A 23,369-nucleotide genomic window follows, 5' to 3' on the forward strand; every position below is an offset into this window, starting at 1 on the left:
GTTCTATGACGGCGGATCCCTGGCCATTTGTTACTCCGGGTATCCCCGATGGTCTCTTTGAGCGATTGCCGGGAATTCCCCTGACCCAACGGGAAACGCGGTTACTGATGCTTTCATATTTGCGGCTTGAGCCAGACTCTTGCCTTTGGGATGTGGGAGCGGGCACGGGTACAATCGCGGTTGAGGCAGCGCGCTTGGCAAAGCGAGGACAGGTGATTGCCATTGAACGGGATGAGGAAGTGGTTGATCTCATCCAGCGCAACTGCGATCGCTTTGGGGTTAAGAATGTGCAGATTGTTGCCGGTTCGGCGCCAGATTGCTTTCCTCAGTTACGCGGTACACCACAGCGGATTTGCCTCGAGGGGGGGCGCCCGATTAAAGAAGTTTTACTCCGAGCTTGGGAGTATCTTGCCCCCGGTGGCCGTTTGGTGGCGATCGCCAGCAGTTTAGAAAATCTCTATGCCCTCTCTGAAGGTTTCGCAACAGTGCAAGCCCGCAGCTTAGAGGTGGTGCAATCGGTAATCAATCGTCTGGAGACACGGGGGGGACACCAAATTTTTGCAGCGGTGGAACCGATCTTTATTCTCAGTGGTGAAAAAGTTTCCTAATGGGCATCGGACAATTGTGGGTGGTGGGTACCCCCATTGGCAACCTCGAGGACATAACTGCTCGTGCCCTGCGTATTCTTAAGGAGGTCGATCTGATTGCTGCGGAGGATACGCGCCACACTGGCCGCCTATTACAGCACTTCGGCATTGTCACGCCACAGATTAGCCTCCATGAGCACAATATTCGGCAGCGCGTACCCCAACTGCTTCAGCGCCTAGAAGCAGGTCAGCAGATTGCTCTAGTCAGTGATGCAGGCTTACCGGGGGTGTCCGATCCCGGCTATGAATTAATTACCGCCTGTATTGCCGCAGCTATTCCGGTGACCCCGATTCCTGGCGCCAATGCTGCCTTAACGGCCTTGATGGCCTCCGGCTTACCCATGGATCGCTTTTGCTTTGAAGGCTTTTTGCCTCCCAAGGGGCGCGATCGCCAGCAGCGACTGGCGGCATTACAGCAGGAAACCCGCACGATTCTTCTCTACGAAGCCCCCCATCGCTTGGTACAAACGGTAACAGAGCTATGTCAGACCTTGGGGAGCGATCGCCCCCTCGTACTTGCCCGCGAACTGACAAAGCGCCATGAAGAATTTTGGCGGGGAACCCTTGGCACTGCCTGCACTTATTTACAGGAGCATCCCCCCCGTGGCGAATACACACTGGTTTTAGGCGGTGCTCCTGAACACTCGGTAGCTGTGAATCCCGATCATCTAGCTGACGAATTAGTCGTGCTCCTCAGCCAAGGCCTCTCCCTCACCCAAGCCAGCCGTCAACTAGCAGAACTTACAGGGCTTTCACGGCGCGACATCTATCAACTGGGACTCCAACTTAAACAGGCATCCCCTTAAGGGTGGTGGCAGCCAATCCACAAACTGGGGATAGACCGGCAGGCGTGGCACTAACTCCCACCCCCAAGCGCGTAATTGTTCTCTTAGGACGGCAACATCGGTATGGGGATAGTCTGGATTGACATGATCCAAGGGGACGATGCCCCCCAAGTCACGAGCACCGGCTTCTAGGCATGCCCGAAAGACCTCGGGATTTGTTACTAAGTTTGGCGGAATTTGGATCGTGATGTCTGAAGGCAGGAGCGATCGCGCTAACCGTACCACGTTCGGTAATTGCCTCAGATCAAAGGGAGGCAACGCTGCGTCCTGTTGGTGGCCGGGACTGTGGGGCTGCAGAATTACCTCCTGAATGTGTCCCCACCGCCGATGACACTCAGCAATGGCCGTGAGAGTTTCTGCCCAATCCTGCGGCTCCTCCCCAATCCCCAAGAGCAACCCCGTGGTGAAGGGAATGCCCAGTTCTCCTGCCTGTTCCAGTTGACGTAAACGCAATCGCGGATCCTTGCTGGGGGCATGGCGATGGACACTTTGCAACAACTTCGGTGTTAATTGCTCGAGCATTAGTCCCATCGAGACATTTACTTGCTTAAGGTAGGCCATTTCTGCTCCACTGAGGGGACCGGCATTAGTGTGGGGCAAAAATCCATAGTCCAACGCTAAGGCGGCTAGATTGTAGAGACGCTCTAACCATTGGGAACGCTGGGGACTGTTGGGGGCAACTTCACCACTGAGAATGAGAATTTCTCGTACCTGTTGCGGATCAAGCTCTGCCAACTGTTGAGCCGCCGCCTCTAAACTCAGCCAACCACTCGTGCCAATATCCTGACGGAAGTTGCAGTAGGTACAGCGATTAAAGCACTCGTACGTGGGCACAAGGGTAAAAGCAGAACTATAAGTGATGGTGCGATCGCTCATAGGAGACTAGCGAAAGAGTGCCCTGACCTCAGCGCCAGTGCATTCATAAAAAATAAAATGGTTAATAAATAATTTAATCGCGTATTTGATGATTACCTTCAGTTATTACAGCGATGGCCGGGGTAGCACAAGACCTTGGTTTCAGTCGGCATAACGAGCAATCGCGAACACATAAAGAGCATGGCCTGCCAACAATGTCAACCACACGAGGGTGACTGTCGGTATAAAGGGCACCGCTGTGGGTTGTACCTGATGCCAAAACCAGCCAGCGGAATTAAAAGCAGCAAAGAGGGCAACATGGACAGCAAAATTCATGCGATCGTCCAAGCGGCGGTAGTCGGGATCGCGGCGATCCGGCTTACGGGGCCAGCGGGGAGGCATACCTTAGCGTACCTAAATCACTTCCAGTTCGTCGGGGTGAAAATGGGCAATAAATTTGGGACTAAAGCGCACTTGAATTGGGTAGTTGGGACTAATGGGACGACCTTGCCAGTCGCTGAGGATGCCACAAACTTCTCCTTCCATTCCCTGAAGGTCAAAGGGTTCGTTGCGGTGATCGGGATGGTGATAGACGATGGTAGGGGTTTTGACGCGCACCCGCACACCGATACTTAAGGCTTGTTGTTCCATGACGCTCATTCGTTTCTTGTTCTCCTCGACTAGCAGGGGCTTTATTTTTATCGTCGCACACGGATCGGCAAGGGCGATCGCCCTAGGACAATTGAAAAACATTTGTTACCATTGCTAGCGCATGCCGTCAGTTGGAAGAGCCAATGATCTGATGACCGAGGGAGTTGCCATTGCCGCTTATAGTCATTACTGGCATCAGGAGTAGAGAGCGCACTTGATGGCGTTTTTCGGGGCTGAGGTATTCCTGCTGCACGCAGCGCCAAACCTGCCATTGCCGCGTCTGCTCCAGAGCAATCATTTCTGCAAGACAAGGAGAAGCTTGGCGGAGGTTAAGTCCGAGTTGGGTACGGAAAAAATCATGGAGGACAACGCCATCGTGAAGTGTTCCTAGGAGTTCTTGCAACTGAGCAAAGGCGTTGACTTGTTCGGCAAAAGCCTCCCCATAAACACTGCTAAAGAGTTCCATCTGATAGCGGACTCGCTTAGTTTGCTTGCGGAGATCGTGGAGTTCTTCACCTGCTGTTTGCAGCCACTGGGGCGGGTTACTAACCGCAAGGAAAACGGGGCGATCGCCCTGCCATTCAATGGCCACTTGCCACCCCGGATGCAGCAGCAGTTGGCACACCAGAGGCAATAAAATATCTGGGGCAATCAGTTCCGTTGGTAAGTTGGCAATCTCACGATATTGAGGCGCCGCTAGCCATTCTTCAAGCCCCTGTTGGAATTTGCGATAGCGATCGCTGCGCAGCAATTGAAGAGCTTTTTGTAGCAGTTCCGTCCGTTGTTTTTCCAGTTTCTTGATGAGTTTTGCCAGTTGGTGTTGCTCAGGGCGAGGCAGATGGGGGTAATACTGCTCCTTGAGCGCCAGCATCATGACATCTAAATCCCGCACGGGACTGAGACTGCCCGCGATCAAGCGCACCCGCTGAATTGAAACCCCCTTGGGCAAACGCACTGTGTTGCAAAACACCTCCAGAGCCGTTCGCAGGCGACGCAGACCCACCCGCATCTGGTGAATTGCCTCAACATCGCGATCGCGAATCACCCCCGGCTCATGCTTGCTAATTTTGCGGTAGTACTTTTCAAAAGCAGCGTACGCGATATGCCCTAGGGTTTCCATCAAACCCCCTCCCTGCTCAACGCCCAAGGAAAAAAGAAATACCGCTATCAAACTAACGCTTATTAACCAAGCTTACTTTCTGTCTTAATTTTAACTTAACCATATTCTACACTAGCGGCTGAATCACTGCGCAGCGACAAAAAGCCCCGCTCGCGCAGAACGGAGAGCAGGGAAATTAGTGAAGTAATTCAGCAAGAGCGGAATAAAAATTGGGAATCTTAGGCAGCCGCTAGATTTTTGGCAACAAAGTCCCAATTCACCAGTTGGTTGAGGAAGTTATCAATAAAGTCGGGACGCCGATTTTGGTAGTCGAGATAATAGGCGTGCTCCCACACATCAAGGGTCAGCAGAGGCACTTGCCCGTGAACCAGTGGATTTTCGGCATTGGGGGTTTTAGTCACTTTCAGCGTACCCGCCTCAAGCACTAGCCAAGCCCAACCACTGCCAAATTGGGTTGCTGCCGCATTTTTGAACTGGGACTTAAACTCCTCATAGCTGCCAAAGGCACTGTTAATGCGAGCCGCCACATCACCTGTCGGAGCGCCACCGCCGCCGGGCTTGAGGCTATTCCAGAAGAAGGTGTGGTTCCACACTTGCGCGGCATTGTTGAAAATACCCACCTTGGCAGCATCGCCATAGGTTATGCGAATCACATCTTCTAGGGATTTGTCAGCGAGTTCGGTATCTTGGGTTAGTTTATTGAGGTTGTCCACGTAGGCTTTGTGGTGTTTGCCGTAGTGAAATTCAAAGGTTTTCGCAGACATCCCATAGGGTTCAAGGGCACCCGGATCAAAGGGAAGGGGTTCTTGTACAAATGCCATAGTGTTCAATACCTCTCTAAAGGTGATGCAGGTCTAGGCTACTAGAGGTCAATCATTTCCGAAAGGCACTCAGCAGCAGTGCCCATCGCCTAATTAACAATTCGCAATAATTATATCATCCTCATTTCCACTTCGGAAAAGGGCTGCACAACTGCATGATATGTTCAGAGGGGTTCTTGGGTCTTGCGCTCTATGGCTGATTCTGTCCTTCGCCTAGATCAGGTTTTGATTCCTGAGGATGCCCCCATTCGTTTTGGTACGGATGGCTGGCGCGGCATCATTGGGGCTGAGTTTACCTTTAACCGTCTGTTGCGAGCCGCGAAGGCAGCGGCGGCAGTTCTCTATCAAACCTATGGCAAGGACAGAGAGCCGCGAATCATTGTGGGCTACGATCGGCGGTTTTTGGCCGAAGAATTTGCCACAGCCGTTGCCCAATTGCTCACGGGCCAAGGCTACCAGGTGTGGCTTTCAAGTTGTGCGGCACCGACCCCCGCCTTTAGTTGGGCGGTTAAGGCAGAGGCAGCCATTGGTGGGTTGGTGATCACGGCAAGTCACAATCCCAGTATCTATGCCGGGCTGAAGGTAAAAGGCGCCTTTGGCGGCTCAGTACCAACGGCGATCACCCAAGCCATTGAAGCGCAGCTCACTCAGGGAGACCCACCAGCCGTGGGGCAAGCAAAACCAGCCTATGCAACCTTTGATCCGTGGCCCAGCTATTGTGCAGCTTTGCGCACCTATGTGGATGCAGCGCCGATTCGGGAGGCGATCGCCACGGGTAAACTGCACGTCTGTGCCGATGTCATGCATGGGGTGGCCGCCGGTGGCTTAGAGCGATTGTTAGAGATTCCCATCGTGGAGTTTCGGCGCGATCGCGACCCCCTCTTTGGCGGTGGTGCCCCTGAACCCATTGGCCGTTATTTAACCGCAACCCAAGAGCAACTGCGGCAGCAACATAGTGCTACCCCAACGGTCTGCTTAGTCTTTGATGGCGATGCGGATCGCTTAGCGGTCATTGATGGCGAGGGGGTGCTGTACACTGCCCAAGAAATCATTCCCATTTTGATTGATCATCTGGCACAGCACAGTCCCTACCGCGGCGCCGTGATTAAATCCCTGAGCAGTTCGGATCTGGTGGCGCGGGTGGCCACTCACCACGGGTTGGCGGTCATTGAAACACCCATTGGCTTCAAGTACATTGGCGATCGCATGCTTGCTGGAGAAACCATCCTCTTAGGGGGGGAAGAATCCGGTGGGATTGGCTATGGCCACCATATTCCTGAACGCGATGCATTCCTTTCAGCTCTGTACCTCCTGCAAGCCTTGGTAACCTCTGGATTGAGCGTAGGGGAATACTATCAGCACTTGCAGAAAATGACGAACTTTTACAGTACCTACGATCGCGTTGATCTCACTCTCGCTTCCTCAGGCCAGCGGCAGAAACTGGAGACAACTTTAGCAGCGCACCCCTTTACCCAGATTTTGGATTTCCCCGTCAGCAATTGGCAGACCGTTGACGGCTATAAGTTTCATCTGGCCGATGACCGTTGGTTATTGATTCGCTTCAGTGGTACCGAACCTCTACTGCGCCTTTACTGCCAAGGGAAAACACCTGAAGAGGTACAGCGTATCTTAGAATGGGCAAGTCAATGGGCAGTGACAGTTGCTAGCTAATCCTTAGAAAACAATCACAATGGACAAATCATAATGCCGCCAGATTCATCCAGCCGGAATTCCAAACCGCCCCTTTCCCTATGGACAAAACTGGCCTTTGGCGCCGGTGATCTCGGAACCGCTATTACCGCCAACTTGCAGGTATTTTTCCTGATGGTGTTTCTGACCAATGTGGCCGGACTCAGTGCTGGCATGGCGGGCAGTGTGCTGATGATTAGCAAAATTTGGGATGCCATCAATGATCCGATCATCGGCTACCTCAGCGATCGCACCCCCGTGGGCAAGTGGGGACGCCGCCACATTTGGATGATCTCAGCCGCCATTCCTTTTGGCCTCTGTTTCTTTTTGCTCTGGTGGGTGCCGACCACAGATCCGTTGCTTCTCTTTGGCTACTACGTTCTCATGGGTCTTCTCTTCAACACCTTTTATACGGCCGTGAACCTGCCCTACAGTGCCCTGACACCAGAGCTGACGGAGGACTACAACGAACGCACCAGTCTCAATAGTTTTCGCTTTGCTTTTTCCATTGGCGGCAGTATTGGCTCCCTGCTGTTGGCGCAAATTCTCTTCCAAGTCATTAAGGAACCCAAAACTCAGTACATTGTTCTGGGGGGCATTGCTGCTGTATTATCTGTGCTGCCCATCTATGGTTGTGTCTGGGGCACACGGCAACGGGTACGGGAATTTGAACGGCATACCCCCAGCAGTGGCCAAAGCCATTTACCTCTGAAAACACAACTGCGCTTGGTCTTTAGCAATCGTCCCTTCCTGTTTGTCATGGGGATTTACCTTTGCTCTTGGCTAGCAGTGCAAATTACGGCCGCGCTAATTCCCTTTTTTATTGGCGATTGGTTGCAAATGTCTCCGGCTGAATATACGCAAGTGGCGCTAGCAGTTCAATCAACCGCGATGATCATGCTCTTTGTCTGGAGTGCTGTGAGTCGGCGTATTGGTAAAAAAGCGGTGTATTACATGGGCATGGCACTGTGGATGATTGCCCAAGCTGGCTTGTTTTTGTTGCAGCCAGGACAAACAACGCTGGTCTATGTCTGCGCAATTGTAGCGGGGTTTGGGGTTTCCACGGCCTACCTTGTCCCTTGGTCAATGATTCCCGATGTGATTGATCTTGACGAACTCAATAGTGGCCAGCGGCGGGAGGGGGTCTTTTATGCCTTTATGGTGCTACTGCAAAAAATTGGCCTTGCCTTGGGGCTTTTTCTAGTGGGTCAGGCCTTGCAGTGGGCAGGCTACCTCTCCAGCGTTGCCAGTGAACCACAGCCTGTTCAGCCCCCCTCAGCACTGTTGGCAATCCGCATTGCCATTGGACCGCTACCGACTTTGTTTCTCATCATTGGCATTGTTTTGGCCTATCTCTATCCGATTACGCAAGCGGTACACCAAGAGATTCTCTTAAAGCTGCACGCTAAACGGCAAGGAGAGGCTGCGGCATGAAGGGCTGGCATGTGGGCGATCGCGCCTTTGTCTGGGGAGAGCGCACCTATATCATGGGGATATTGAATATCACTCCCGATAGTTTTAGCGATGGTGGGGATTTTTTTGATCCCGCCAGTGCCATTGCCCATGCCTTAGAAATGGTGGCCGCCGGCGCTGATGTCATTGATGTGGGCGGTGAATCCACCCGTCCGGGAGCCAGTGAGGTGCCCGTTAGTGCGGAGTTGGCGCGGGTGTTGCCTGTCATTGAGGGCATTCGCCAGCAGTCGCAGATTCCCATTTCCATTGATACGACCCATGCCGTGGTTGCTCGGGCAGCAGTGGCAGCGGGAGCCAATATCGTTAACGACGTGTCAGGAGGGCAAGCGGATCCCGAAATGTTTGCCACAGTGGCCGCACTGGGGGTGCCCTATATCCTGATGCATCGGCGGGGAACGCCAGCCACCATGCAGCAGTTGACGGATTACGACGATTTGATTGGGGATTTAATTCACTATTTTCAGGAGCAGACCCAGCGGGCGATCGCCAGCGGCATTCCCCCCGAACACCTGATGATTGATCCCGGTATTGGCTTTGCCAAAACCACCCCCCAGAACCTCACACTGCTGAGGGAGCTACAGCGGTTTCGCGATCTTGGCTATCCCCTTTTAATCGGCCCGTCACGCAAACGCTTTATTGGTGACGTCCTGAACCTGCCCAATCCTAAAGACCGGGTTTGGGGTACCGCAGCGGTTTGCTGCCATGCCATTGCCCAAGGGGTCGAGATGGTGCGCGTCCATGATGTGGCCGCAATGGTGCAAGTGTGTTGCATGGCCGATGTGCTCTGGCGATCGCCCTAGGGGGACTCCAACCACTTAGGGAAGGGGCACTCGCTATTTGGGACTGGCACTGTTTGATTTCCTGGCCACCTTTGGCAAACTGTTCCCGAAATTCAGCCGCTGCTGCGGTCTTGAAGCCCTCCCCTTCTTGCCGCTCAGAAGTTACAAGCGCAGGCTTTTCTGGAGACAGTGGTGGCTGCAACCGTGGAAACCTTTAACGCTCTCGACGAAGACACCGATGTGTGGCTCAGTCACCCTAAGTTCATTGGTAGTGCCCTTGTCGCTAGGGAGCAGGTGGTGCATTTGAGCGCTTTTCCTGCTGAAATTGCTCAGTCTCAGCCCCGCCCGCGCTTTCGGGCTTAGCAGTTATCGTTTTGCGATGAAGCGCTATTGTCTTGGGAGGAGGGACTGTAGTCCTAGGAGCAATTGCTGCGCCCCGGCGCAGGCACACACAACTCCCACTCCGCATCGAAGGGTTCATAGCCGAGGGCGACACCTGCTTGTTCTGCTTGGTAGCGCACCTCCTCAAAGCAGTCAAAGCCATCGGGGCGCACAGCAATAATAATGTACTCGCGATCGCCCTGACGACGGAGGTTGGCTAGTAAAATGGCCAGTGTTGAGGTCGGCTTGTCGAGGTCTGCTTCGCGGACTAACACCTTTTGGGGATGGATGATGACCCCCTCGCGACGACACTCTAGATAGCGGGGGGTGCGCCCCTCATTTTGGGCATTTTCCCGTGCCAAAATTTGCACATTGGTGCGTTCTCGCCCAAGGCTACTGGCACTAATCACCACAACCAGCAGGATCAGCGTGCCAATGGTGCAGGCCAAGATCGAGAGAAAGGGAAAGAGATCGAGTTGCGGAGGGTGGGATTGACGCCGTCGCACAGCCTGCTGCCTTACATGATTTTGGGTACACGGAAAAAGTCATCCTCGCGATCCGGGGCGATCGCCAGTAGGTCCTCCCGATTTGGCCAAGGTTCCAACACGTCGGGACGGGTGACATTACTGACTTCAATTGCGCGCGTCGTCGGCGGAATATCGGTCACATCCAGTTCGCTCAGTTGATTTACATAGTCAAGGATACTATCTAGTTGCTGTGTCAGGGCTTCAATCTCGCTTTCATCAATAGCTAAGCGCGCTAAATGGGCGACTTTACGTACATCCTCTGCCGTAATCACTTTTGTTGCCATGCGTAATCCTTTAGAAGTACACATCCATACTGGAGCGGCCTGTGGTCTTCAGCCAGTTTTGCGCCTCGATATAGTTATTGGGCGCCAGTTGAATCGCCCGTTTCCAGTAGTCTGCGGCGCGATCAAAGAGTTCTTCAGCCTCCTCTGGGCGCTGCTGCTCCTCCGCCTGTGTCCCCAAGTAGTGGTAGATCACGGCGATATTGTTAAGGGCTTGGGGCATGCGGGGGTTGAGTTCAAGGGCTTGGTGATAGTATTCCAGCGCCTTCTGATGATCGCCATTGCTAGCGTGGATCAGGCCAATGTTGTAGAGAATGTAGCTGCGATCGGTGGGATCCTCCTCCAGTTCTAGGGCGGCTTGGTAGTTCTCCAACGCCTCAGCATATTCGCCGTCTGCTTGGGCAGACATACCATCGCGATAATAGGCAAAGGCGGTTTTTGACTGGGAACTGGTAGGCAAGACCTTGAGAATGAGGTCAGCCATGACCGTAAAGGTTTTGTCAATAAAATTGTCGTTCCGTTGCGATCGCGGCATAGAGCTTCCTTGAACGGTCTCCTGCTTAGTGTATCAAAAGCACCACCAGCGATCGCACTTCTCGTCAATGCCTAAGATTTGTAGCATCCCGCCAAGAAGCCCCTAACCCAGACCTAAGATGATCGTAGTGGCCATCCGTGCCGTGATGCTCAGCAGAACTTGGGAGTTTAAGATTTATGATTGAAAATATTCTATTGGCAGACTCTGGAACTGGACAATCCGAACAAATGCTCAAGTCGCTGATGGAGCTGCCAGCGATTCAACGGGCTGCTGTCACCGTTTTGCACGTGATTCCACCGAAAATTACTGCCGAGGAGATGGCCGAGCAACGTCAAGCGGGTGCCAAACTCCTAGCGGAAGCGGTTGCCCGATTGCACCTTGATCCTGTCATTAGCGTCAATACTATGCTGCGGGAGGGGGATCCCAAAGATACGGTGTTGCATGTGGCCGATGAAATCAATGCCGACTTGATCATTATGGGATCGCGGGGTCTGAAGCGCCTGCAATCCATTCTCGAAAACTCCGTCAGCCAGTACGTGTTTCAACTGTCGTCCCGACCCATGTTGCTGGTGCGCGATGACCTCTTTGTCAAGAAAATCAACCGCATTATGGTGGCGCTCAATCATTCGGCGGCAGCCAAAGCCTCCTTGGATTTAGCGGTGCGCCTCATCGAGGGGGTCAAAGGTGGCAAACTTATTCTTGCCCATGTCAATCCAGACCTCAAGGGACATGCCGATACCCCCAGCGCTGCTGTCGAAAAGGATCCAATTCTTGCCGAAGCCGCAACGCTGGCCAAACAGCGGGGTGTGGAGTACCAATGTGTGCTGACCACTGGCAAGCCTGGTGAAGAAATCTGCCGCATTGCTGCCGACACCAATGCCGATCTCCTTGTTCTGGGTTCTCCAGATCGGCGTCCCTCGATCGCCCGCAGTTTACCCGACTTGGATCGCCTTTTGGGTACTTCCCTTTCTGACTATGTGCGGGTTTATGCCGAGTGCCCTGTGCTCTTTGTGCGACAATTGGAGGGGTAGTCGGGTCTGGCGGCAGTGACCTTTTTCGATCATTTGCGCTGGCAGGGCGATCGCCAGTGGCGGCAATGGAGCGAAGCTGTTGAGTACACTTTTCTTCAACTCTTTCACCAGCAAACGGCGCCATTTTGGCAGGATTCTCCCCCCTTAGAGGCATGGCTACGCTGGTTCTTTCAGGGGGTCTTGCTCCTTGGCCTTGGATTCGTTCTGTATTTCCTAGGGCGGAGCCTGTGGCAATGGTGGCAACGGCGATCGCGCGCTTTCTCCCCCACAGCTATTTCTACCCTTGAGGAGCGCCCCAGACCCGTGCGGGAATGGTTGGAACTTGCCCAAAATCTACAATTGGCGGGGGACTATCGGGGAGCCTGCCGTGCCCTTTACATGGCTTTGCTCTATCGGTTGCAGGAGGCGGGCTGGCTGCGGCTTCAGCCCCATTGCACCAATGGCGACTACCTGCGGGAATTGGAGCGGCTCTTTCAACTGGGGGAGCGATCGCCCGCCGTGCGGCGGAGTATTCAGCATCTCTTTCAAGTTCACAGTCGCAGTTACTATGGTGCCGAGGCAGTAGATGCTCAAACTCTAGCCACCTGTCACGCCGCCTATTTTGAGGTGGAACCCTTCCTGCGGGAGTCCCAGCCATGATTGCGAGCAATCGCCGCCAGTGGGTTTTTCTTAGCTTTGCTGTCTTGGTGCTATTGGTAGTCGGCCTCCTGATTCTAGTGGTGGCTCCCAGTAGTCGCGCTGGTTCTTCCTTTGATTCCTCCCCTTGGGGCACGCAACAGTTTTATACCTACCTAGAGCAGCAGGGGTTTCGAGTGGAGCGCTGGCAGCGGAACTATAACAACCTCAGGGGCCGAGGACACATCTTTATTCAGATCAGTGGCGGTCCGATCGGTTGGCCACCCCCCCTTGTGGAGTGGCTAGATCAGGGCAATACGCTGGTGCGCTTCTACTGGCATGGGGAATCCACCGCAGCCCCCTTTGAGACACGGCTCTCCATGCCTCAAGGCAATGTGTTAGTTGAAACGCGCCGCCGCGTTCCCGTCCAGCAGGGCGATCGCCCCCTTCTCAAGGATAATCACGGTTTGATTGTCTATCTCAGACGCTCTAATAGTCCCCATAACCATGAGCAGCGCATCCTTGGCGTCTATCCTTGGTTAGTGGCCAATGTCTATGGCGGCGAAACCGGTCTTGCCAACTTTGCGGTTGTGACTCAGCTCTTGCAGGAGGTCATTGAACCGGAGGCAACCATTTACTTTGATGAATGGCTCCACGGCTATCGCCAACCCACCCCAGAGGATTTGGAGAGCGGCACCGTACCCCAGAGCCTCCTTGACTACTTCAGCCGCACCCCTTGGTTGGCGATAGGGTTGCAATTTGCCCTGTTGCTTCTCTTTTTGCTATGGCAGCAAAGTCAACGTTTTGGCCCCCCTGTGCTAGAAAAAGAACCCGTCTCTAGTAATAGTGCCGCCTACATTGAAGCCCTCGCAGGTGTTCTTGAGCGAGCACAGCAGCGACTGTTTGTTCTACAACAGCTTCAAGATCGCTTGCGCCGTAACTTAGCCCATCAACTCGGCCTTGCCGCCAATCCTCACCATCTGCCTAGGGATTCAGAACTCATGCAAGCATGGCAGACCGCAACGGGGCGATCGCTCAACTCCCTGCAAGACCTCCTCAGTAATCCCCACAGCATTGATGATTCTCAGTTGCTCAAATGGCTAGAGCAGGCCGCTAGGGTCCTAGAGGCGCTGAAAACGCCTAGCCCTTAGGCTTTGTCTTCACACACACTGGTCCATTGACAAGGGTTTGGCAAGCCAAGCGATAGTTTTCTGGCTTACGGCGGAGCTTGCGCTCCTCCACTGGCGTGCGGGGGGAGAGATTTTCCATGCCCTCGACAATCTCAACAATACAGGTGCCACACTGGCCATAGCCCCCACAATTAAAGAACTTGCCCTTGAGGGTATAGAGGTCAACTCCCGCTTCCATTGCTTTTAAGCGCAGATTCGCGCCGTTGGCAGCAATTATTTCTTTGTTTTCGTTAACAAACTTAATATTTGTGGCCACAAATTCAGCTTTGCTTGCCATAGGAACCGACGCTAGTTACCATTCTTAATACATTCTCATTTTGGCAGAAAAACTGCCCAACCGTAGCTGAAGTTACGGGTAAACTGGCTGTTAAACTCTTAGTAGGGAAGCGGTTGTTACCGTGATGCGGCTGCTTAATAAAATTTGTTCATGCAAACGCTAAATTTTTGTATAGGAGGAGCGTAGTCAATGGGACTACCTTGGTACCGAGTCCACACCGTCCTGATCAACGATCCAGGGCGGTTGATTGCGGCCCACCTGATGCACACGGCATTGGTCGCCGGTTGGGCAGGGTCGATGGCTCTTTATGAGCTAGCTATTTTTGATCCCAGTGATCCCGTTCTCAACCCCATGTGGCGGCAGGGAATGTTTGTGTTGCCCTTCATGGCACGGTTGGGGGTCACGGGGTCTTGGAGCGGTTGGAGTATTACCGGCGAAACGGGAATTGACCCCGGTTTTTGGAGCTTTGAGGGAGTTGCCCTCGCCCACATTGTGCTTTCGGGTTTGTTGTTCTTGGCGGCCTGCTGGCACTGGGTCTATTGGGATCTCGAACTCTTCCGCGATCCTCGCACCGGTGAGCCAGCACTCGACTTACCGAAAATGTTTGGCATTCACCTATTTCTTGCTGGTTTGCTCTGCTTTGGCTTTGGGGCTTTTCACCTGACGGGTCTCTTCGGTCCTGGGATGTGGGTCTCTGACCCCTATGGCTTGACGGGCAGTGTTCAACCGGTGGCTCCTGAGTGGGGCCCCGATGGCTTCAACCCCTACAATCCCGGCGGCGTCGTGGCTCACCATATTGCAGCAGGCATTGTTGGGATTATTGCTGGCATATTCCACCTGCTGGTGCGCCCACCCCAACGCCTTTACAAAGCGCTGCGTATGGGGAATATTGAAACGGTGCTCTCCAGCAGTATTGCGGCTGTCTTCTTTGCTGCCTTTGTGGTTGCCGGCACCATGTGGTATGGCAGTGCCACTACGCCCATTGAACTCTTTGGGCCGACTCGCTATCAGTGGGACAGTGGCTACTTCCAGCAGGAAATTAACCGCCGCGTACAGGCCTCCCTTGCCAATGGTGCCACTCTTGAAGAGGCTTGGTCAGCGATTCCAGAGAAACTGGCCTTCTACGATTACATTGGCAACAACCCCGCTAAGGGTGGCCTGTTCCGTACTGGCCCGATGAACAAAGGGGATGGGATTGCCCAAGCTTGGAAAGGCCATGCCGTCTTCCGCAACAAAGAGGGTGAAGAACTCTTTGTCCGTCGCATGCCCGCCTTCTTTGAGAGCTTCCCCGTGATCCTCACCGACAAGAATGGCGTTGTCAAAGCCGACATTCCCTTCCGTCGTGCGGAGTCGAAGTATAGTTTTGAGCAACAAGGGGTTACCGTCAGCTTCTACGGTGGTGAATTGAACGGCCAAACCTTCACCGATCCACCCACCGTTAAGAGCTATGCCCGTAAGGCCATCTTTGGTGAGATCTTTGAATTCGACAAGGAAACCCTCAACTCCGACGGGATTTTCCGCACCAGTCCCCGTGGCTGGTTTACCTTTGCCCATGCAGTCTTTGCCTTGCTCTTCTTCTTTGGGCACATTTGGCACGGTGCCCGCACCCTATTCCGCGATGTCTTCTCTGGGATTGACCCAGAACTCTCTCCAGAACAAGTGGAATGGGGCTACTACCAAAAGGTGGGCGATGTCACCACCCGTCGCAAAGAGGCTGTCTAATCATTCCTAGGGGACGACTATGGAAACCATCACCTACGTTTTCATCTTTGCCTGTATCATCGCGCTGTTCTTCTTTGCCATCTTCTTCCGTGAGCCTCCTCGGATCACCAAGAAGTAGCCTCTGACCCATCACCAAATCGGTCTTTCATACGTGCCGATCGCCCCTGCGGTCGGTTTTTTTGATTTTTCTCTGATGTTCAGGGGGATAATGGCTGCTGATTCCTAAATCTTTCGCTCCCGCAGTCACGGTTTCTGGTAGAGTCTTTATGGTACGGTGGGACGGCTAAGCTTGTTGTCTGTCAATCGCTAAGGAGAAACCTCTGAGTACCCGAGTCATTATTGTCCGCCACGGTGAAAGCACGTTTAATGTCCAAGAGCGGGTGCAAGGTCATAGTGATGCCTCTTCCCTGACGGAGCGCGGTCGTTGGATGGCTGCCCAAGTGGGTCTCGCTCTAAGGGACATTCCCATCCGCAAAATTTACACCAGCCCCCTGAAACGGGCAAAGGAAACCGCAGAGGGGATCTATGCCCAACTGCAAGCCCCTGAACTCCAGCCTCCCCAAGCCCTAGATTTGCTCAAGGAGATTGCCCTGCCGGCGTGGGAAGATCTGCCCTTTGCCGAAGTGAAGGCCCGCTTCCCAGAAGACTATCGCCGCTGGCAGGAAGCCCCAGAAACCTTGATGATGACAATCACCACGGAAAGTGGCCAAACCAAGGAGTTTTTCCCGCTATTGGATCTCTACGATCGCGCGGGTATGGTTTTGGAAGCGCTGCTGACGGCTCACGAAAATGAAACGATTGTCATTGTTGGCCACAGCGGCATGAACCGTGCCCTCATCTGCACGGGTCTCGGCTTGGGGGTCAAGGGCTATTTGCGGCTCCAGCAGGCGAACGGCGGCATCAGTGTCTTAAATTTCAGCAACGGCTTGCGGCAACCAGCACAACTGGAAGCTCTTAATCTCACTAGCCATCTCAATGATCCCTTTCCCCAGCCCCGCTTTAAGGAGCAAACGCTGCGCATCTTTCTGGTTCGCCACGGTGAAACGGACTGGAATCGCGAGGGACGCTTCCAAGGGCAAATTGATGTGCCCCTCAATGAAAATGGCCGTGCCCAAGCGGCGGCGGTCGCTGAGTTCCTCAAGGAGGTGCCTTTCCACCATGCCTTGAGTAGTCCCCTCCTGCGTCCCAAGGATACGGCTTTGGCGATTTTGCAGTACCACCCTGATGTAGCGCTAGAGCTAGAACCAGCCCTTACAGAGATTAGCCACGGTGATTGGGAGGGCAAGTTTGAACCGGAGGTGGAGGCGGCCTATCCGGGGGAACTGGAACGCTGGCGGACTACCCCTGCCCTTGTGCAAATGCCCAACGGGGAAAACCTCGAACAGGTGCGCGATCGCGTGGTCAGGGCATGGGAAAAATGGATTAGGCGCTGGCAAATCAATGCCCCCACCCCCCACAATGTCTTGGTCGTGGCTCACGATGCCACCAATAAGGTCCTGCTCTGCCACATCCTTGGCCTTGGCATTGAAAACTTCTGGCTCTTTAAGCAGGGGAATGGCAGTGTTACGGTGATTGACTATCCCCTCAAGGGTGGTCTGCCGCGATTGCAGGCAGTGAATATCACCACCCATCTGGGGGGCGTGCTGGATCGGACAGCGGCGGGAGCCTTGTAGGCCATGCTGTGGCGACTGTTGCAACAGGTGCGGCTGCTGGATCCGGTCAACCGCCAAGATCAACACGCAGATGTGCTGCTAGCAGAGGATCAACTGGTGGCGATCGCCCCGGCGGATGTGCCCGCTGCCGCGGAAATCATTCCAGCAGCCGATTGGGTTTTGGCGCCGCCCTTGGTGGATCTCTACAGCCACAGTGGTCAACCGGGCTATGAAGCGCGAGAAACCCTAGACAGCCTTTTGGCCGCTGCTGCTGCTGGAGGGGTGCAGCATTTAACCCTCTTGCCCACCACCGAACCCGTGATTGATGATCCTGCCCTTTGGCAAGCATTACAACGGCAGATACCGCCCACCGCTTGGTCACAGGTGCGGGTTTGGGGTGCACTCACCCAAGGATGCAAGGGAACGGCGCTCACGGATTTAGCGGAACTGGCAGCCAGTGGCGTGGTCGGCTTTTGTGATGACTGCGGATTGACCCACTGGCCCTTGCTACAGCGGGCACTCACTTATCTCCAGCCCCTGGGGAAACCCGTGGCCCTTTGGCCTTTTGATTCGGCCTTGGCGGCGAAGGGGGTGGCGCGGCAAAGTGGAGTCGCCACTCGTTTGGGCTTGGTGGAGCAACTGGTCTGCTGCGAAACCATTCCCCTATTGGCGATTTTGGAATTGGCACGCACCGTCTCAACGCCGATTCACCTCATGCGTCTGTCAACGGCTCGCAGTGTGGAGATTCTGGCCAAGGAGAAGCCCGATCACGTGAGTGCCAGTGTCTCATGGCTGCACCTGCTCTTTAGCGTGGAGGATCTAGTCAATTACGATCCAAATCTGCGCCTAGACCCGCCGCTGGGAACGACGAGCGATCGCCAAGCCCTGATTGAGGGAGTGAAAACAGGGGTGATTGAGGCGATCGCCATTGACCATACCCCTCTACTCTACGAGGAAAAAATGGTGTCCTTCGCGGAGGCCCTCCCCGGCGCCATTGGCCTTGAATTAGCCCTCCCCGCCCTCTGGCAGGAACTGGTTGTCAAGGAATACTTGAGTGCTGTTGATCTGTGGCATGCCCTCAGTACAGCACCCGCTCGCATTCTAGGCATTGAGCCACCCCGCCTTGAACTGAACAGTCGCAACTTTGTTCTTTTTGATCCGACGGCGACTTGGCAAGTCACACACCAAAGCCTGCGATCGCGCGCACGCAATACCCCCTTTTGGCAGCAATCCCTGCGGGGTCAACTGGTGCCCTTTTCACCCAGCATCAACTCTGGCCGCACCCACTGATCAAATTCCTCCGCCGTGAGGTACCCCAATTCCACCGCCGCTTCCTTGAGGGTTTTACCTTCGCTATAGGCCTTTTTCGCGACGGCTGCCGCCTTGTCGTAGCCAATGTAGGGGTTCAAGGCCGTCACCAGCATGAGGGAGCGCTCTAAGTAGCTCTGAATTTGCTGCCGATTTGGTTCGATGCCTGCAAGACAAAACTGGGTAAAGGTCTGCCCCGCGTCACTCAGGAGTTCAATCGAGCGCAGCACATTGTGAATGATCAGGGGCTTAAAGACATTCAGTTCAAAATTGCCCTGGCTGCCGGCTATCCCCACTGCTGCGTCATTGCCCATCACCTGCACACACACCATTGTCAGGGCTTCACATTGGGTAGGGTTCACCTTGCCGGGCATAATGGATGACCCCGGTTCATTGGCGGGTAGAATGAGTTCCGCCAATCCACAGCGAGGGCCTGAGGCCAACCAGCGAATATCATTGGCCATTTTCATCATCGCTGCAGCTAAGGTTTTCAGGGCACCACTGAGCATCACTAGGGGATCATGGGCTGCCAGAGCGGCAAAGGGATTTTCAGCTTTGCGGAAGGGATACCCCGTCATTCGCGTCAACTCCGCTGCCACGCGATCGCCAAAGCCCGGCGGCGCATTCAGACCCGTCCCGACGGCGGTACCACCGATGGCAAGAGGATAGAGATGCTCTAATACGTACTCAATATGGGCTTGACAGGCGGCAATTTGACTGGCGTAACCTGAGAATTCCTGACCCAGGGTGAGAGGTACTGCATCCATAAGGTGGGTGCGCCCGATCTTAATAATGTCCGCAAAGGCCGTTACTTTGTCCTGCAATACCGCCAGTAGCCGCCGCAGCATCGGCAGCAGTCGCTCCTGAAGCTCAATCACCGTGGCAATATGCATTGCTGTTGGAAAGGTGTCATTAGAGGACTGGCTACAGTTCACATGATCATTGGGGTGAATTGGCGTTTTGCTCCCCTTAACGCCCCCCGCCAGTTCAATGGCACGGTTAGCAATCACCTCATTCACATTCATATTGGTTTGGGTACCGCTGCCCGTCTGCCAGATGGAGAGGGGAAACTGATCATCCCAGCGTCCCTCTATCACCTCAGTGGCGGCTTGAATAATCCATGCCGCTTTGTCGGCAGCTAAAACCCCTAAATCGCGGTTGGCGATCGCTGCCGCCTTTTTTAGCCGTGCCATGGCATGGATCACCTCTAGGGGCATCCGCAGGCCACCAATGGGAAAATACTTGAGGGAACGCGCTGTCTGGGCACCCCAGTAGCAGTCCGCTGGGACCTCAATGGCACCTAGGGAATCGTATTCTATGCGTGTTGCAGTAGTCATTCAGATTGAGCAAAGCAAGGAGTAAAAATCAACGCGTGTTGCTCTGCGAGCCGCGATCTTCCGAATAATCCGAATAATATCGTGACATACTCCCGACCCTCCTTCGCGTAGAGGGCGGGCTTCTCCACTCTTTCGACCTTCGCGTTTTATAGTGAGCCGATGCCCTAGGCCCACTGTTTTGATGAGTTTCGCCGAGTTGATGTCTCGCGACATGGATGCGCCACAATGAGAGCATTCATGCCAGCGGTCAGACCACTCCTTGGGGACTCGGTTCAGGCAATTTGCACAATACTGAGATGTGCCAGCGGGGTTAACCTTCCCGACCCACCGCCCAGCGTTTGCAGCTTTGTACGGCAGGATGTTGTTTAGGAACCCTGCTCTCCCCGCATCGGCAAAACTTTTATTCAGGCTGGATTTAGCCGCCTGACGATTGGGCGATGACTATAGCACAATTATGGTTATAGCACACACTTATTGCACAGCAAGACCCCCCTCGCTCGGGCACTTCGGGGGCAGCGAACCCCCTCAGCGCCCCTAGCTCTCATCCTGACGCTCCCCTTCGGAAGAGCGCGGGGCTTCCCGCCGATTATCTAAAAGTATTTGGGGAAAGCAAATGTCCGATTGCGGTTGCCATATTGAAGCGAAAAATGCAGCGGAGCGCAAAACCCTGCGCATCGTACTTCTTGTGAATTTAGGGATGTTTCTAGTGGAGTTGGGTAGCGGCATTCTTGCCCATTCCACAGCGTTGATTGCTGATTCTCTGGATATGCTTGCCGATGCTCTCGTTTATAGCCTTTCCCTTTATGCCGTGGGGCGTTCTCCAAAGCAGAAAACCCGTGCAGCAGCTCTGAGTGGTCTTTTTCAGATGACCCTTGCAGTTTTAATTTTGGGGGACGTGATTCGTCGCCTTTTAGCAGGTAATGCACCAGAGGCTGATTGGATGATGGCGATCGCTTTTCTAGGACTGGTGGCCAATGGCTACTGCCTTTACCGGATTGCTAAACATCGGCGAGGGGAAGTGCATATGCGCGCCAGTTGGATTTTTACCCAAAATGACGTGATTGCCAATGTCAGTGTGATGATTGCTGGGGGGCTAGTCGCCCTCTTGCAGTCCCCTTATCCTGACTTGATTGTGGGGTTTGGCATTGCTAGCCTTGTGTTCTGGGGAGGGATTCGCATTGTGCGGGATGCAAGGCAAGCGGTGATGAACACCCCTGTAGAATGAGTAGGGTTACTTTTGGGGAAGTCTGCTGTGAGCGCACTAGCGATCGCCATCATTGACTACGATATGGGCAACCTACATTCCGTTAGTAAAGCCCTTGATGTGGTAGGGGCAAGACCCTTAGTCAGCGATCGCCCCAGTGAGATTGTTGCCGCCGATGCTGTGGTACTCCCCGGCGTGGGTGCCTTCGACCCAGCCATGACCCATCTGCGCGAGCGGGAGCTGGTGCCGGTTCTTCACCAAGTAATTCAGCAAGGAATGCCCTTTCTGGGGATTTGCCTTGGCCTTCAAGTCCTCTTTGAATGCAGCGAAGAGGGAACAGAACCCGGCCTTGGTATTTTTGCGGGCAAAGTGCAGCGCTTTCAGTCAGCACCCGGCCTCACAATCCCCCACATGGGTTGGAACCAACTGACCTTGACCCAATCCGCCTGTGCCCTCTGGCAGAATTTACCCCCCGCCCCTTGGGTCTATTTTGTCCACTCCTACTTTGTTGTCCCCGCTGATCCAAGGTTAGTGGCGGCAACGGTAACTCATGGTCAGCAAACCGTAACAGCCGCGATCGCCCACAAGAATGTCTTTGCTTGTCAATTTCACCCGGAAAAGTCGGGCAAGATCGGCCTGCAACTACTGCGCAACTTTGTCACTCTGGTCACGCATCAGTATCGCTATTCTGATAAAGAATTAAGACATTATCCAAGACAATAGCTGCGAATCACTTCATCAATCCCACTGTTTGACCCTGCATACATCCGCGCTCGCTTCAGCCCACAAAAGTTGTGCTCAATCACGTCTAAATTAGGAGAGTATTTCGGTAGAAATCACACCTCGGAACCTGCCGCTTGCCGCCCCTTTCGGGTGAGTCGGTGCATGATCCGTAATCAACAACGAAGCTCTCTCTAACTCCGGCAAAATACACCACCGTTGCCTCGCCGTGACTCTTGGATTAGAGCAAGCCACGATAGCGAATAAACGTCAGCACTGCTGCCCACGACCCCAAGGCCACTTTCAGGGCAATGAGGATATTCAACCAAGGAATCCAGCCGCCACTAAGGAGCGTACCAAATCGTCCCGCAGGCAGTGCCGCTCCCATCAACAGGCTGGCACCGCAGAGAATAAAAACAATCACGGAGATTTTTTCCCATGTGGCGGCATGGAAGCGACGATAAATGCTCTCTAGCCACTCTGGCGCTGAGGTAATAGCCACAAGACCGATCGCCGTCCCACCAGCAACGCCAGCCGCAAATCCGCCCCCCGGACTCAGGTGCCCCCGCAAGGCCAACTCAATACACACAAGGGAGCAAATGGTGGCACCAAATCTTGCCAAAACAATCGAGGGCTGATCATTAAAGCGGCTAACGTGGCCAAGGGGTTTTTCATTGCTGAGTAGATACTGCGCCCCCATGATGGCAAGGGTGAATACCACCACCTCAAAAATGGTGTCGTACAGGCGATTGCACAAAATCACGGCGGTCACGGCATTGGGAATCGCACTCTGGTTAACAAGGGTTTCGACAATGGGAATCGTTGGTACCGCAGGCAGGGTGGGGATCATCAGCATTTTCACCAGCAGTAGCACTGCCGCAATGCCATAGAGCCAAATCATGCCGCTGACTCCTCTTCACTGGGCAAGGGGTAATACACGAGTTCTGTGAGACTGGTGAGGTGGGGCTTGAGGATGGTGTAGAGGCGTGCCACACGGGTCATTGTTAATAATTGAGTGGTTTCTTCAGCGCATAGGGCGTGGATCTCGCGATCGCGGAGCGCTATTTTGAGTTGCTCAAACGTGGGATAGATGATTAATTCAACGCGCAAATGATAGGGGGCAACGGCTTCACGAATGGCTGCCAGCAAGTGATCCAAGCTATCGGTGGAGAGTGCCGAAGCTAAGATGCCCAATCGCAGCACCAAGGAAGAGCGTACTGCAACGGCGTAGAGCATAATTGAGAGCATCGTTCCCACAAGGGCTTCGGTCAATGCCACATCGGCAGCACCGAGAATGGCATAGAGAAGGGCCGCCACGGCACCAATAATGCCGCGAATTACAAGGGCGTGGTAGGGATTGTCCTGAAACACCAGCATGAGAGCCGTTAGGGGCAAGAGTGCAGTGACAGCGATGAGCCAGCTATCCATCGGTGTCCTCCCCTTGGGAGCAGTAGGCCAAAACGTAGCCTAGAATGGTGTTCCAGAGGGCGAGGGAGATCAATGCCAAGACCAGAAGCGGCCATTCGCGGGGAATGCGGAGTAATACCCCGATCATGATCGCCATCGAACCCAAGGTATCGGAGACTGACAAAAAATGCAGTTTATAGAGGGGCGATCGCCGACCTACCAGCGGCCACGTTCCCCACAGCCAAAGAAAGAGACCAAAACTAATACAGGCATAACTGATCCACTGTAAAATCACTGACCCC

Annotated in this window: 28 protein-coding genes and 1 pseudogene; 15 read left to right on the forward strand and 14 right to left on the reverse strand. The window is 54.0% G+C overall.

Annotated elements, in window-relative coordinates; all coding sequences use genetic code 11:
* Nucleotides 1-5: 5 nt before the first annotated feature.
* Nucleotides 6-608 (forward strand): precorrin-6Y C5,15-methyltransferase subunit CbiT, encoded by a 603-nt coding sequence (gene cbiT / locus ACK4HN_RS02555; RefSeq protein ID WP_409869495.1) that lies wholly within the window; start codon nucleotides 6-8, stop codon nucleotides 606-608.
* The gene (gene rsmI, locus ACK4HN_RS02560; RefSeq protein WP_409869496.1) at nucleotides 608-1,453 is read left to right on the forward strand and encodes a 16S rRNA (cytidine(1402)-2'-O)-methyltransferase; all 846 of its coding nucleotides are present in this window, start codon (nucleotides 608-610) and stop codon (nucleotides 1,451-1,453) included. Before cbiT ends, rsmI begins: the two co-directional genes overlap by 1 nt.
* On the opposite strand, the gene cofG is transcribed toward rsmI, so the two are convergent.
* From cofG to ACK4HN_RS02585, 5 genes are all read right to left on the reverse strand, one after another.
* Nucleotides 1,400-2,368: a 7,8-didemethyl-8-hydroxy-5-deazariboflavin synthase subunit CofG gene (gene cofG / locus ACK4HN_RS02565; RefSeq protein WP_409869497.1), complete on the reverse strand. Its 969-nt coding sequence runs from the start codon at nucleotides 2,366-2,368 to the stop codon at nucleotides 1,400-1,402. The genes rsmI and cofG overlap by 54 nt on opposite strands.
* Nucleotides 2,369-2,509: 141 nt before the next feature.
* Nucleotides 2,510-2,749: a hypothetical protein gene (locus tag ACK4HN_RS02570; protein ID WP_409869498.1), complete on the reverse strand. Its 240-nt coding sequence runs from the start codon at nucleotides 2,747-2,749 to the stop codon at nucleotides 2,510-2,512.
* Nucleotides 2,750-2,761: 12 nt separating this feature from the next.
* The gene (locus ACK4HN_RS02575; RefSeq protein ID WP_409877194.1) at nucleotides 2,762-3,100 is read right to left on the reverse strand and encodes a ferredoxin-thioredoxin reductase variable chain; all 339 of its coding nucleotides are present in this window, start codon (nucleotides 3,098-3,100) and stop codon (nucleotides 2,762-2,764) included.
* Between the two features lie 25 nt (nucleotides 3,101-3,125).
* Complete coding sequence (locus ACK4HN_RS02580) at nucleotides 3,126-4,118, reverse strand: CHAD domain-containing protein (protein ID WP_409869500.1); 993 nt, start codon at nucleotides 4,116-4,118, stop codon at nucleotides 3,126-3,128.
* A gap of 218 nt (nucleotides 4,119-4,336) precedes the next feature.
* Entirely contained in the window at nucleotides 4,337-4,939 is a 603-nt protein-coding gene (locus ACK4HN_RS02585) for a superoxide dismutase (protein ID WP_409869501.1), read from the reverse strand.
* Nucleotides 4,940-5,131: 192 nt separating this feature from the next.
* Here ACK4HN_RS02585 and ACK4HN_RS02590 point away from each other — a divergent pair, with 192 nt between their 5' ends.
* From ACK4HN_RS02590 to ACK4HN_RS02605, 4 genes are all read left to right on the forward strand, one after another.
* Nucleotides 5,132-6,610, forward strand: coding sequence for a phosphoglucomutase/phosphomannomutase family protein (locus ACK4HN_RS02590; RefSeq protein ID WP_409869502.1), 1,479 nt, complete (start codon nucleotides 5,132-5,134; stop codon nucleotides 6,608-6,610).
* Nucleotides 6,611-6,643: 33 nt separating this feature from the next.
* The gene (locus tag ACK4HN_RS02595; RefSeq protein WP_409869503.1) at nucleotides 6,644-8,062 is read left to right on the forward strand and encodes an MFS transporter; all 1,419 of its coding nucleotides are present in this window, start codon (nucleotides 6,644-6,646) and stop codon (nucleotides 8,060-8,062) included.
* Nucleotides 8,059-8,901 carry a dihydropteroate synthase gene (gene folP, locus ACK4HN_RS02600; protein WP_409869504.1) on the forward strand — a complete coding sequence of 281 codons (843 nt, stop codon included), beginning with the start codon at nucleotides 8,059-8,061 and terminating at the stop codon, nucleotides 8,899-8,901. Before ACK4HN_RS02595 ends, folP begins: the two co-directional genes overlap by 4 nt.
* 171 nt (nucleotides 8,902-9,072) lie before the next feature.
* A complete protein-coding gene (locus ACK4HN_RS02605; protein ID WP_409869505.1) occupies nucleotides 9,073-9,243 on the forward strand; it encodes a hypothetical protein in 171 nt (56 codons plus the stop codon).
* Nucleotides 9,244-9,296: 53 nt separating this feature from the next.
* Here ACK4HN_RS02605 and ACK4HN_RS02610 read toward each other — a convergent pair whose 3' ends face one another.
* From ACK4HN_RS02610 to ACK4HN_RS02620, 3 genes are read right to left on the reverse strand one after another with little or no spacing between them, the layout of a single operon-like run.
* The gene (locus ACK4HN_RS02610) at nucleotides 9,297-9,767 is read right to left on the reverse strand and encodes a hypothetical protein (protein WP_409849988.1); all 471 of its coding nucleotides are present in this window, start codon (nucleotides 9,765-9,767) and stop codon (nucleotides 9,297-9,299) included.
* 11 nt (nucleotides 9,768-9,778) lie between these two features.
* Complete coding sequence (gene gatC, locus ACK4HN_RS02615) at nucleotides 9,779-10,072, reverse strand: Asp-tRNA(Asn)/Glu-tRNA(Gln) amidotransferase subunit GatC (protein WP_181495037.1); 294 nt, start codon at nucleotides 10,070-10,072, stop codon at nucleotides 9,779-9,781.
* Between the two features lie 10 nt (nucleotides 10,073-10,082).
* Nucleotides 10,083-10,604, reverse strand: coding sequence for a photosystem I assembly protein Ycf3 (locus ACK4HN_RS02620; RefSeq protein ID WP_409869506.1), 522 nt, complete (start codon nucleotides 10,602-10,604; stop codon nucleotides 10,083-10,085).
* A 176-nt stretch (nucleotides 10,605-10,780) separates the two neighbouring features.
* On the opposite strand from ACK4HN_RS02620, the gene ACK4HN_RS02625 reads away from it, so the two are divergent.
* Genes ACK4HN_RS02625 through ACK4HN_RS02635 form a run of 3 tightly spaced genes read left to right on the forward strand, consistent with a single transcriptional unit; the run spans nucleotide 10,781 to nucleotide 13,401 of the window.
* Nucleotides 10,781-11,635, forward strand: coding sequence for a universal stress protein (locus ACK4HN_RS02625; protein WP_409869507.1), 855 nt, complete (start codon nucleotides 10,781-10,783; stop codon nucleotides 11,633-11,635).
* Nucleotides 11,636-11,650: 15 nt separating this feature from the next.
* On the forward strand, nucleotides 11,651-12,274 hold the full coding sequence (locus ACK4HN_RS02630; RefSeq protein WP_409869508.1) for a DUF4129 domain-containing protein: 624 nt from the start codon (nucleotides 11,651-11,653) through the stop codon (nucleotides 12,272-12,274).
* A complete protein-coding gene (locus ACK4HN_RS02635; RefSeq protein ID WP_409869509.1) occupies nucleotides 12,271-13,401 on the forward strand; it encodes a DUF4350 domain-containing protein in 1,131 nt (376 codons plus the stop codon). Before ACK4HN_RS02630 ends, ACK4HN_RS02635 begins: the two co-directional genes overlap by 4 nt.
* On the opposite strand, the gene ACK4HN_RS02640 is transcribed toward ACK4HN_RS02635, so the two are convergent.
* Nucleotides 13,391-13,717 carry a 2Fe-2S iron-sulfur cluster-binding protein gene (locus ACK4HN_RS02640; protein WP_409869510.1) on the reverse strand — a complete coding sequence of 109 codons (327 nt, stop codon included), beginning with the start codon at nucleotides 13,715-13,717 and terminating at the stop codon, nucleotides 13,391-13,393. The two genes, ACK4HN_RS02635 and ACK4HN_RS02640, sit on opposite strands and share 11 nt — an antisense overlap.
* 189 nt (nucleotides 13,718-13,906) lie before the next feature.
* On the opposite strand from ACK4HN_RS02640, the gene psbB reads away from it, so the two are divergent.
* The 4 genes from psbB to ACK4HN_RS02660 all read left to right on the forward strand — a co-directional run bounded on the left by psbB (nucleotide 13,907) and on the right by ACK4HN_RS02660 (nucleotide 18,381).
* Complete coding sequence (gene psbB, locus ACK4HN_RS02645) at nucleotides 13,907-15,439, forward strand: photosystem II chlorophyll-binding protein CP47 (protein WP_409850000.1); 1,533 nt, start codon at nucleotides 13,907-13,909, stop codon at nucleotides 15,437-15,439.
* A gap of 19 nt (nucleotides 15,440-15,458) precedes the next feature.
* Nucleotides 15,459-15,557, forward strand: a complete 99-nt coding sequence (locus ACK4HN_RS02650) for a photosystem II reaction center protein T (RefSeq protein WP_011057371.1) — start codon at nucleotides 15,459-15,461, stop codon at nucleotides 15,555-15,557.
* Between the two features lie 202 nt (nucleotides 15,558-15,759).
* Nucleotides 15,760-17,112, forward strand: coding sequence for a histidine phosphatase family protein (locus ACK4HN_RS02655; RefSeq protein WP_409869513.1), 1,353 nt, complete (start codon nucleotides 15,760-15,762; stop codon nucleotides 17,110-17,112).
* 3 nt (nucleotides 17,113-17,115) lie between these two features.
* Entirely contained in the window at nucleotides 17,116-18,381 is a 1,266-nt protein-coding gene (locus ACK4HN_RS02660) for a dihydroorotase (RefSeq protein ID WP_409869511.1), read from the forward strand.
* Here ACK4HN_RS02660 and fumC read toward each other — a convergent pair.
* Complete coding sequence (gene fumC / locus ACK4HN_RS02665) at nucleotides 18,333-19,736, reverse strand: class II fumarate hydratase (RefSeq protein WP_409877196.1); 1,404 nt, start codon at nucleotides 19,734-19,736, stop codon at nucleotides 18,333-18,335. The two genes, ACK4HN_RS02660 and fumC, sit on opposite strands and share 49 nt — an antisense overlap.
* Nucleotides 19,737-20,171, reverse strand: a pseudogene (locus ACK4HN_RS02670) (zinc ribbon domain-containing protein); the annotation flags it as partial. It abuts the gene before it with no gap.
* Nucleotides 20,172-20,349: 178 nt separating this feature from the next.
* On the opposite strand from ACK4HN_RS02670, the gene ACK4HN_RS02675 reads away from it, so the two are divergent.
* Nucleotides 20,350-20,961 carry a cation diffusion facilitator family transporter gene (locus ACK4HN_RS02675; RefSeq protein ID WP_409850009.1) on the forward strand — a complete coding sequence of 204 codons (612 nt, stop codon included), beginning with the start codon at nucleotides 20,350-20,352 and terminating at the stop codon, nucleotides 20,959-20,961.
* A gap of 27 nt (nucleotides 20,962-20,988) precedes the next feature.
* The gene (hisH, locus tag ACK4HN_RS02680) at nucleotides 20,989-21,663 is read left to right on the forward strand and encodes an imidazole glycerol phosphate synthase subunit HisH (RefSeq protein ID WP_409869411.1); all 675 of its coding nucleotides are present in this window, start codon (nucleotides 20,989-20,991) and stop codon (nucleotides 21,661-21,663) included.
* 238 nt (nucleotides 21,664-21,901) lie between these two features.
* Here the strand turns inward: hisH and ACK4HN_RS02685 are convergent, their stop codons facing one another.
* From ACK4HN_RS02685 to ACK4HN_RS02695, 3 genes are read right to left on the reverse strand one after another with little or no spacing between them, the layout of a single operon-like run.
* Nucleotides 21,902-22,561 carry a Na(+)/H(+) antiporter subunit B gene (locus tag ACK4HN_RS02685; RefSeq protein WP_409869412.1) on the reverse strand — a complete coding sequence of 220 codons (660 nt, stop codon included), beginning with the start codon at nucleotides 22,559-22,561 and terminating at the stop codon, nucleotides 21,902-21,904.
* Nucleotides 22,558-23,088, reverse strand: coding sequence for a DUF4040 domain-containing protein (locus ACK4HN_RS02690; RefSeq protein WP_409869413.1), 531 nt, complete (start codon nucleotides 23,086-23,088; stop codon nucleotides 22,558-22,560). Before ACK4HN_RS02690 ends, ACK4HN_RS02685 begins: the two co-directional genes overlap by 4 nt.
* Nucleotides 23,081-23,359, reverse strand: a complete 279-nt coding sequence (locus ACK4HN_RS02695; protein WP_181496944.1) for a monovalent cation/H(+) antiporter subunit G — start codon at nucleotides 23,357-23,359, stop codon at nucleotides 23,081-23,083. Before ACK4HN_RS02695 ends, ACK4HN_RS02690 begins: the two co-directional genes overlap by 8 nt.
* Nucleotides 23,360-23,369 lie beyond the last annotated feature (10 nt).

Source organism: Thermosynechococcus sp. (assembly GCF_046299655.1).
Taxonomy (GTDB): domain Bacteria; phylum Cyanobacteriota; class Cyanobacteriia; order Thermosynechococcales; family Thermosynechococcaceae; genus Thermosynechococcus.

What these genes read in the sequence shown, in the direction of transcription:
- cbiT (WP_409869495.1), top strand. Translation starts at nt 6, where the DNA reads ATGACGGCGGATCCCTGGCCATTTGTTACTCCGGGTATCCCCGATGGT.
- rsmI (WP_409869496.1), top strand. Translation starts at nt 608, where the DNA reads ATGGGCATCGGACAATTGTGGGTGGTGGGTACCCCCATTGGCAACCTC.
- cofG (WP_409869497.1), bottom strand. Translation starts at nt 2,368, where the DNA reads ATGAGCGATCGCACCATCACTTATAGTTCTGCTTTTACCCTTGTGCCC.
- ACK4HN_RS02570 (WP_409869498.1), bottom strand. Translation starts at nt 2,749, where the DNA reads ATGCCTCCCCGCTGGCCCCGTAAGCCGGATCGCCGCGATCCCGACTAC.
- ACK4HN_RS02575 (WP_409877194.1), bottom strand. Translation starts at nt 3,100, where the DNA reads ATGTTTTTCAATTGTCCTAGGGCGATCGCCCTTGCCGATCCGTGTGCG.
- ACK4HN_RS02580 (WP_409869500.1), bottom strand. Translation starts at nt 4,118, where the DNA reads ATGGAAACCCTAGGGCATATCGCGTACGCTGCTTTTGAAAAGTACTAC.
- ACK4HN_RS02585 (WP_409869501.1), bottom strand. Translation starts at nt 4,939, where the DNA reads ATGGCATTTGTACAAGAACCCCTTCCCTTTGATCCGGGTGCCCTTGAA.
- ACK4HN_RS02590 (WP_409869502.1), top strand. Translation starts at nt 5,132, where the DNA reads ATGGCTGATTCTGTCCTTCGCCTAGATCAGGTTTTGATTCCTGAGGAT.
- ACK4HN_RS02595 (WP_409869503.1), top strand. Translation starts at nt 6,644, where the DNA reads ATGCCGCCAGATTCATCCAGCCGGAATTCCAAACCGCCCCTTTCCCTA.
- folP (WP_409869504.1), top strand. Translation starts at nt 8,059, where the DNA reads ATGAAGGGCTGGCATGTGGGCGATCGCGCCTTTGTCTGGGGAGAGCGC.
- gatC (WP_181495037.1), bottom strand. Translation starts at nt 10,072, where the DNA reads ATGGCAACAAAAGTGATTACGGCAGAGGATGTACGTAAAGTCGCCCAT.
- ACK4HN_RS02620 (WP_409869506.1), bottom strand. Translation starts at nt 10,604, where the DNA reads ATGCCGCGATCGCAACGGAACGACAATTTTATTGACAAAACCTTTACG.
- ACK4HN_RS02625 (WP_409869507.1), top strand. Translation starts at nt 10,781, where the DNA reads ATGATTGAAAATATTCTATTGGCAGACTCTGGAACTGGACAATCCGAA.
- ACK4HN_RS02635 (WP_409869509.1), top strand. Translation starts at nt 12,271, where the DNA reads ATGATTGCGAGCAATCGCCGCCAGTGGGTTTTTCTTAGCTTTGCTGTC.
- ACK4HN_RS02640 (WP_409869510.1), bottom strand. Translation starts at nt 13,717, where the DNA reads ATGGCAAGCAAAGCTGAATTTGTGGCCACAAATATTAAGTTTGTTAAC.
- psbB (WP_409850000.1), top strand. Translation starts at nt 13,907, where the DNA reads ATGGGACTACCTTGGTACCGAGTCCACACCGTCCTGATCAACGATCCA.
- ACK4HN_RS02650 (WP_011057371.1), top strand. Translation starts at nt 15,459, where the DNA reads ATGGAAACCATCACCTACGTTTTCATCTTTGCCTGTATCATCGCGCTG.
- ACK4HN_RS02660 (WP_409869511.1), top strand. Translation starts at nt 17,116, where the DNA reads ATGCTGTGGCGACTGTTGCAACAGGTGCGGCTGCTGGATCCGGTCAAC.
- fumC (WP_409877196.1), bottom strand. Translation starts at nt 19,736, where the DNA reads ATGACTACTGCAACACGCATAGAATACGATTCCCTAGGTGCCATTGAG.
- ACK4HN_RS02675 (WP_409850009.1), top strand. Translation starts at nt 20,350, where the DNA reads ATGTCCGATTGCGGTTGCCATATTGAAGCGAAAAATGCAGCGGAGCGC.
- ACK4HN_RS02685 (WP_409869412.1), bottom strand. Translation starts at nt 22,561, where the DNA reads ATGATTTGGCTCTATGGCATTGCGGCAGTGCTACTGCTGGTGAAAATG.
- ACK4HN_RS02690 (WP_409869413.1), bottom strand. Translation starts at nt 23,088, where the DNA reads ATGGATAGCTGGCTCATCGCTGTCACTGCACTCTTGCCCCTAACGGCT.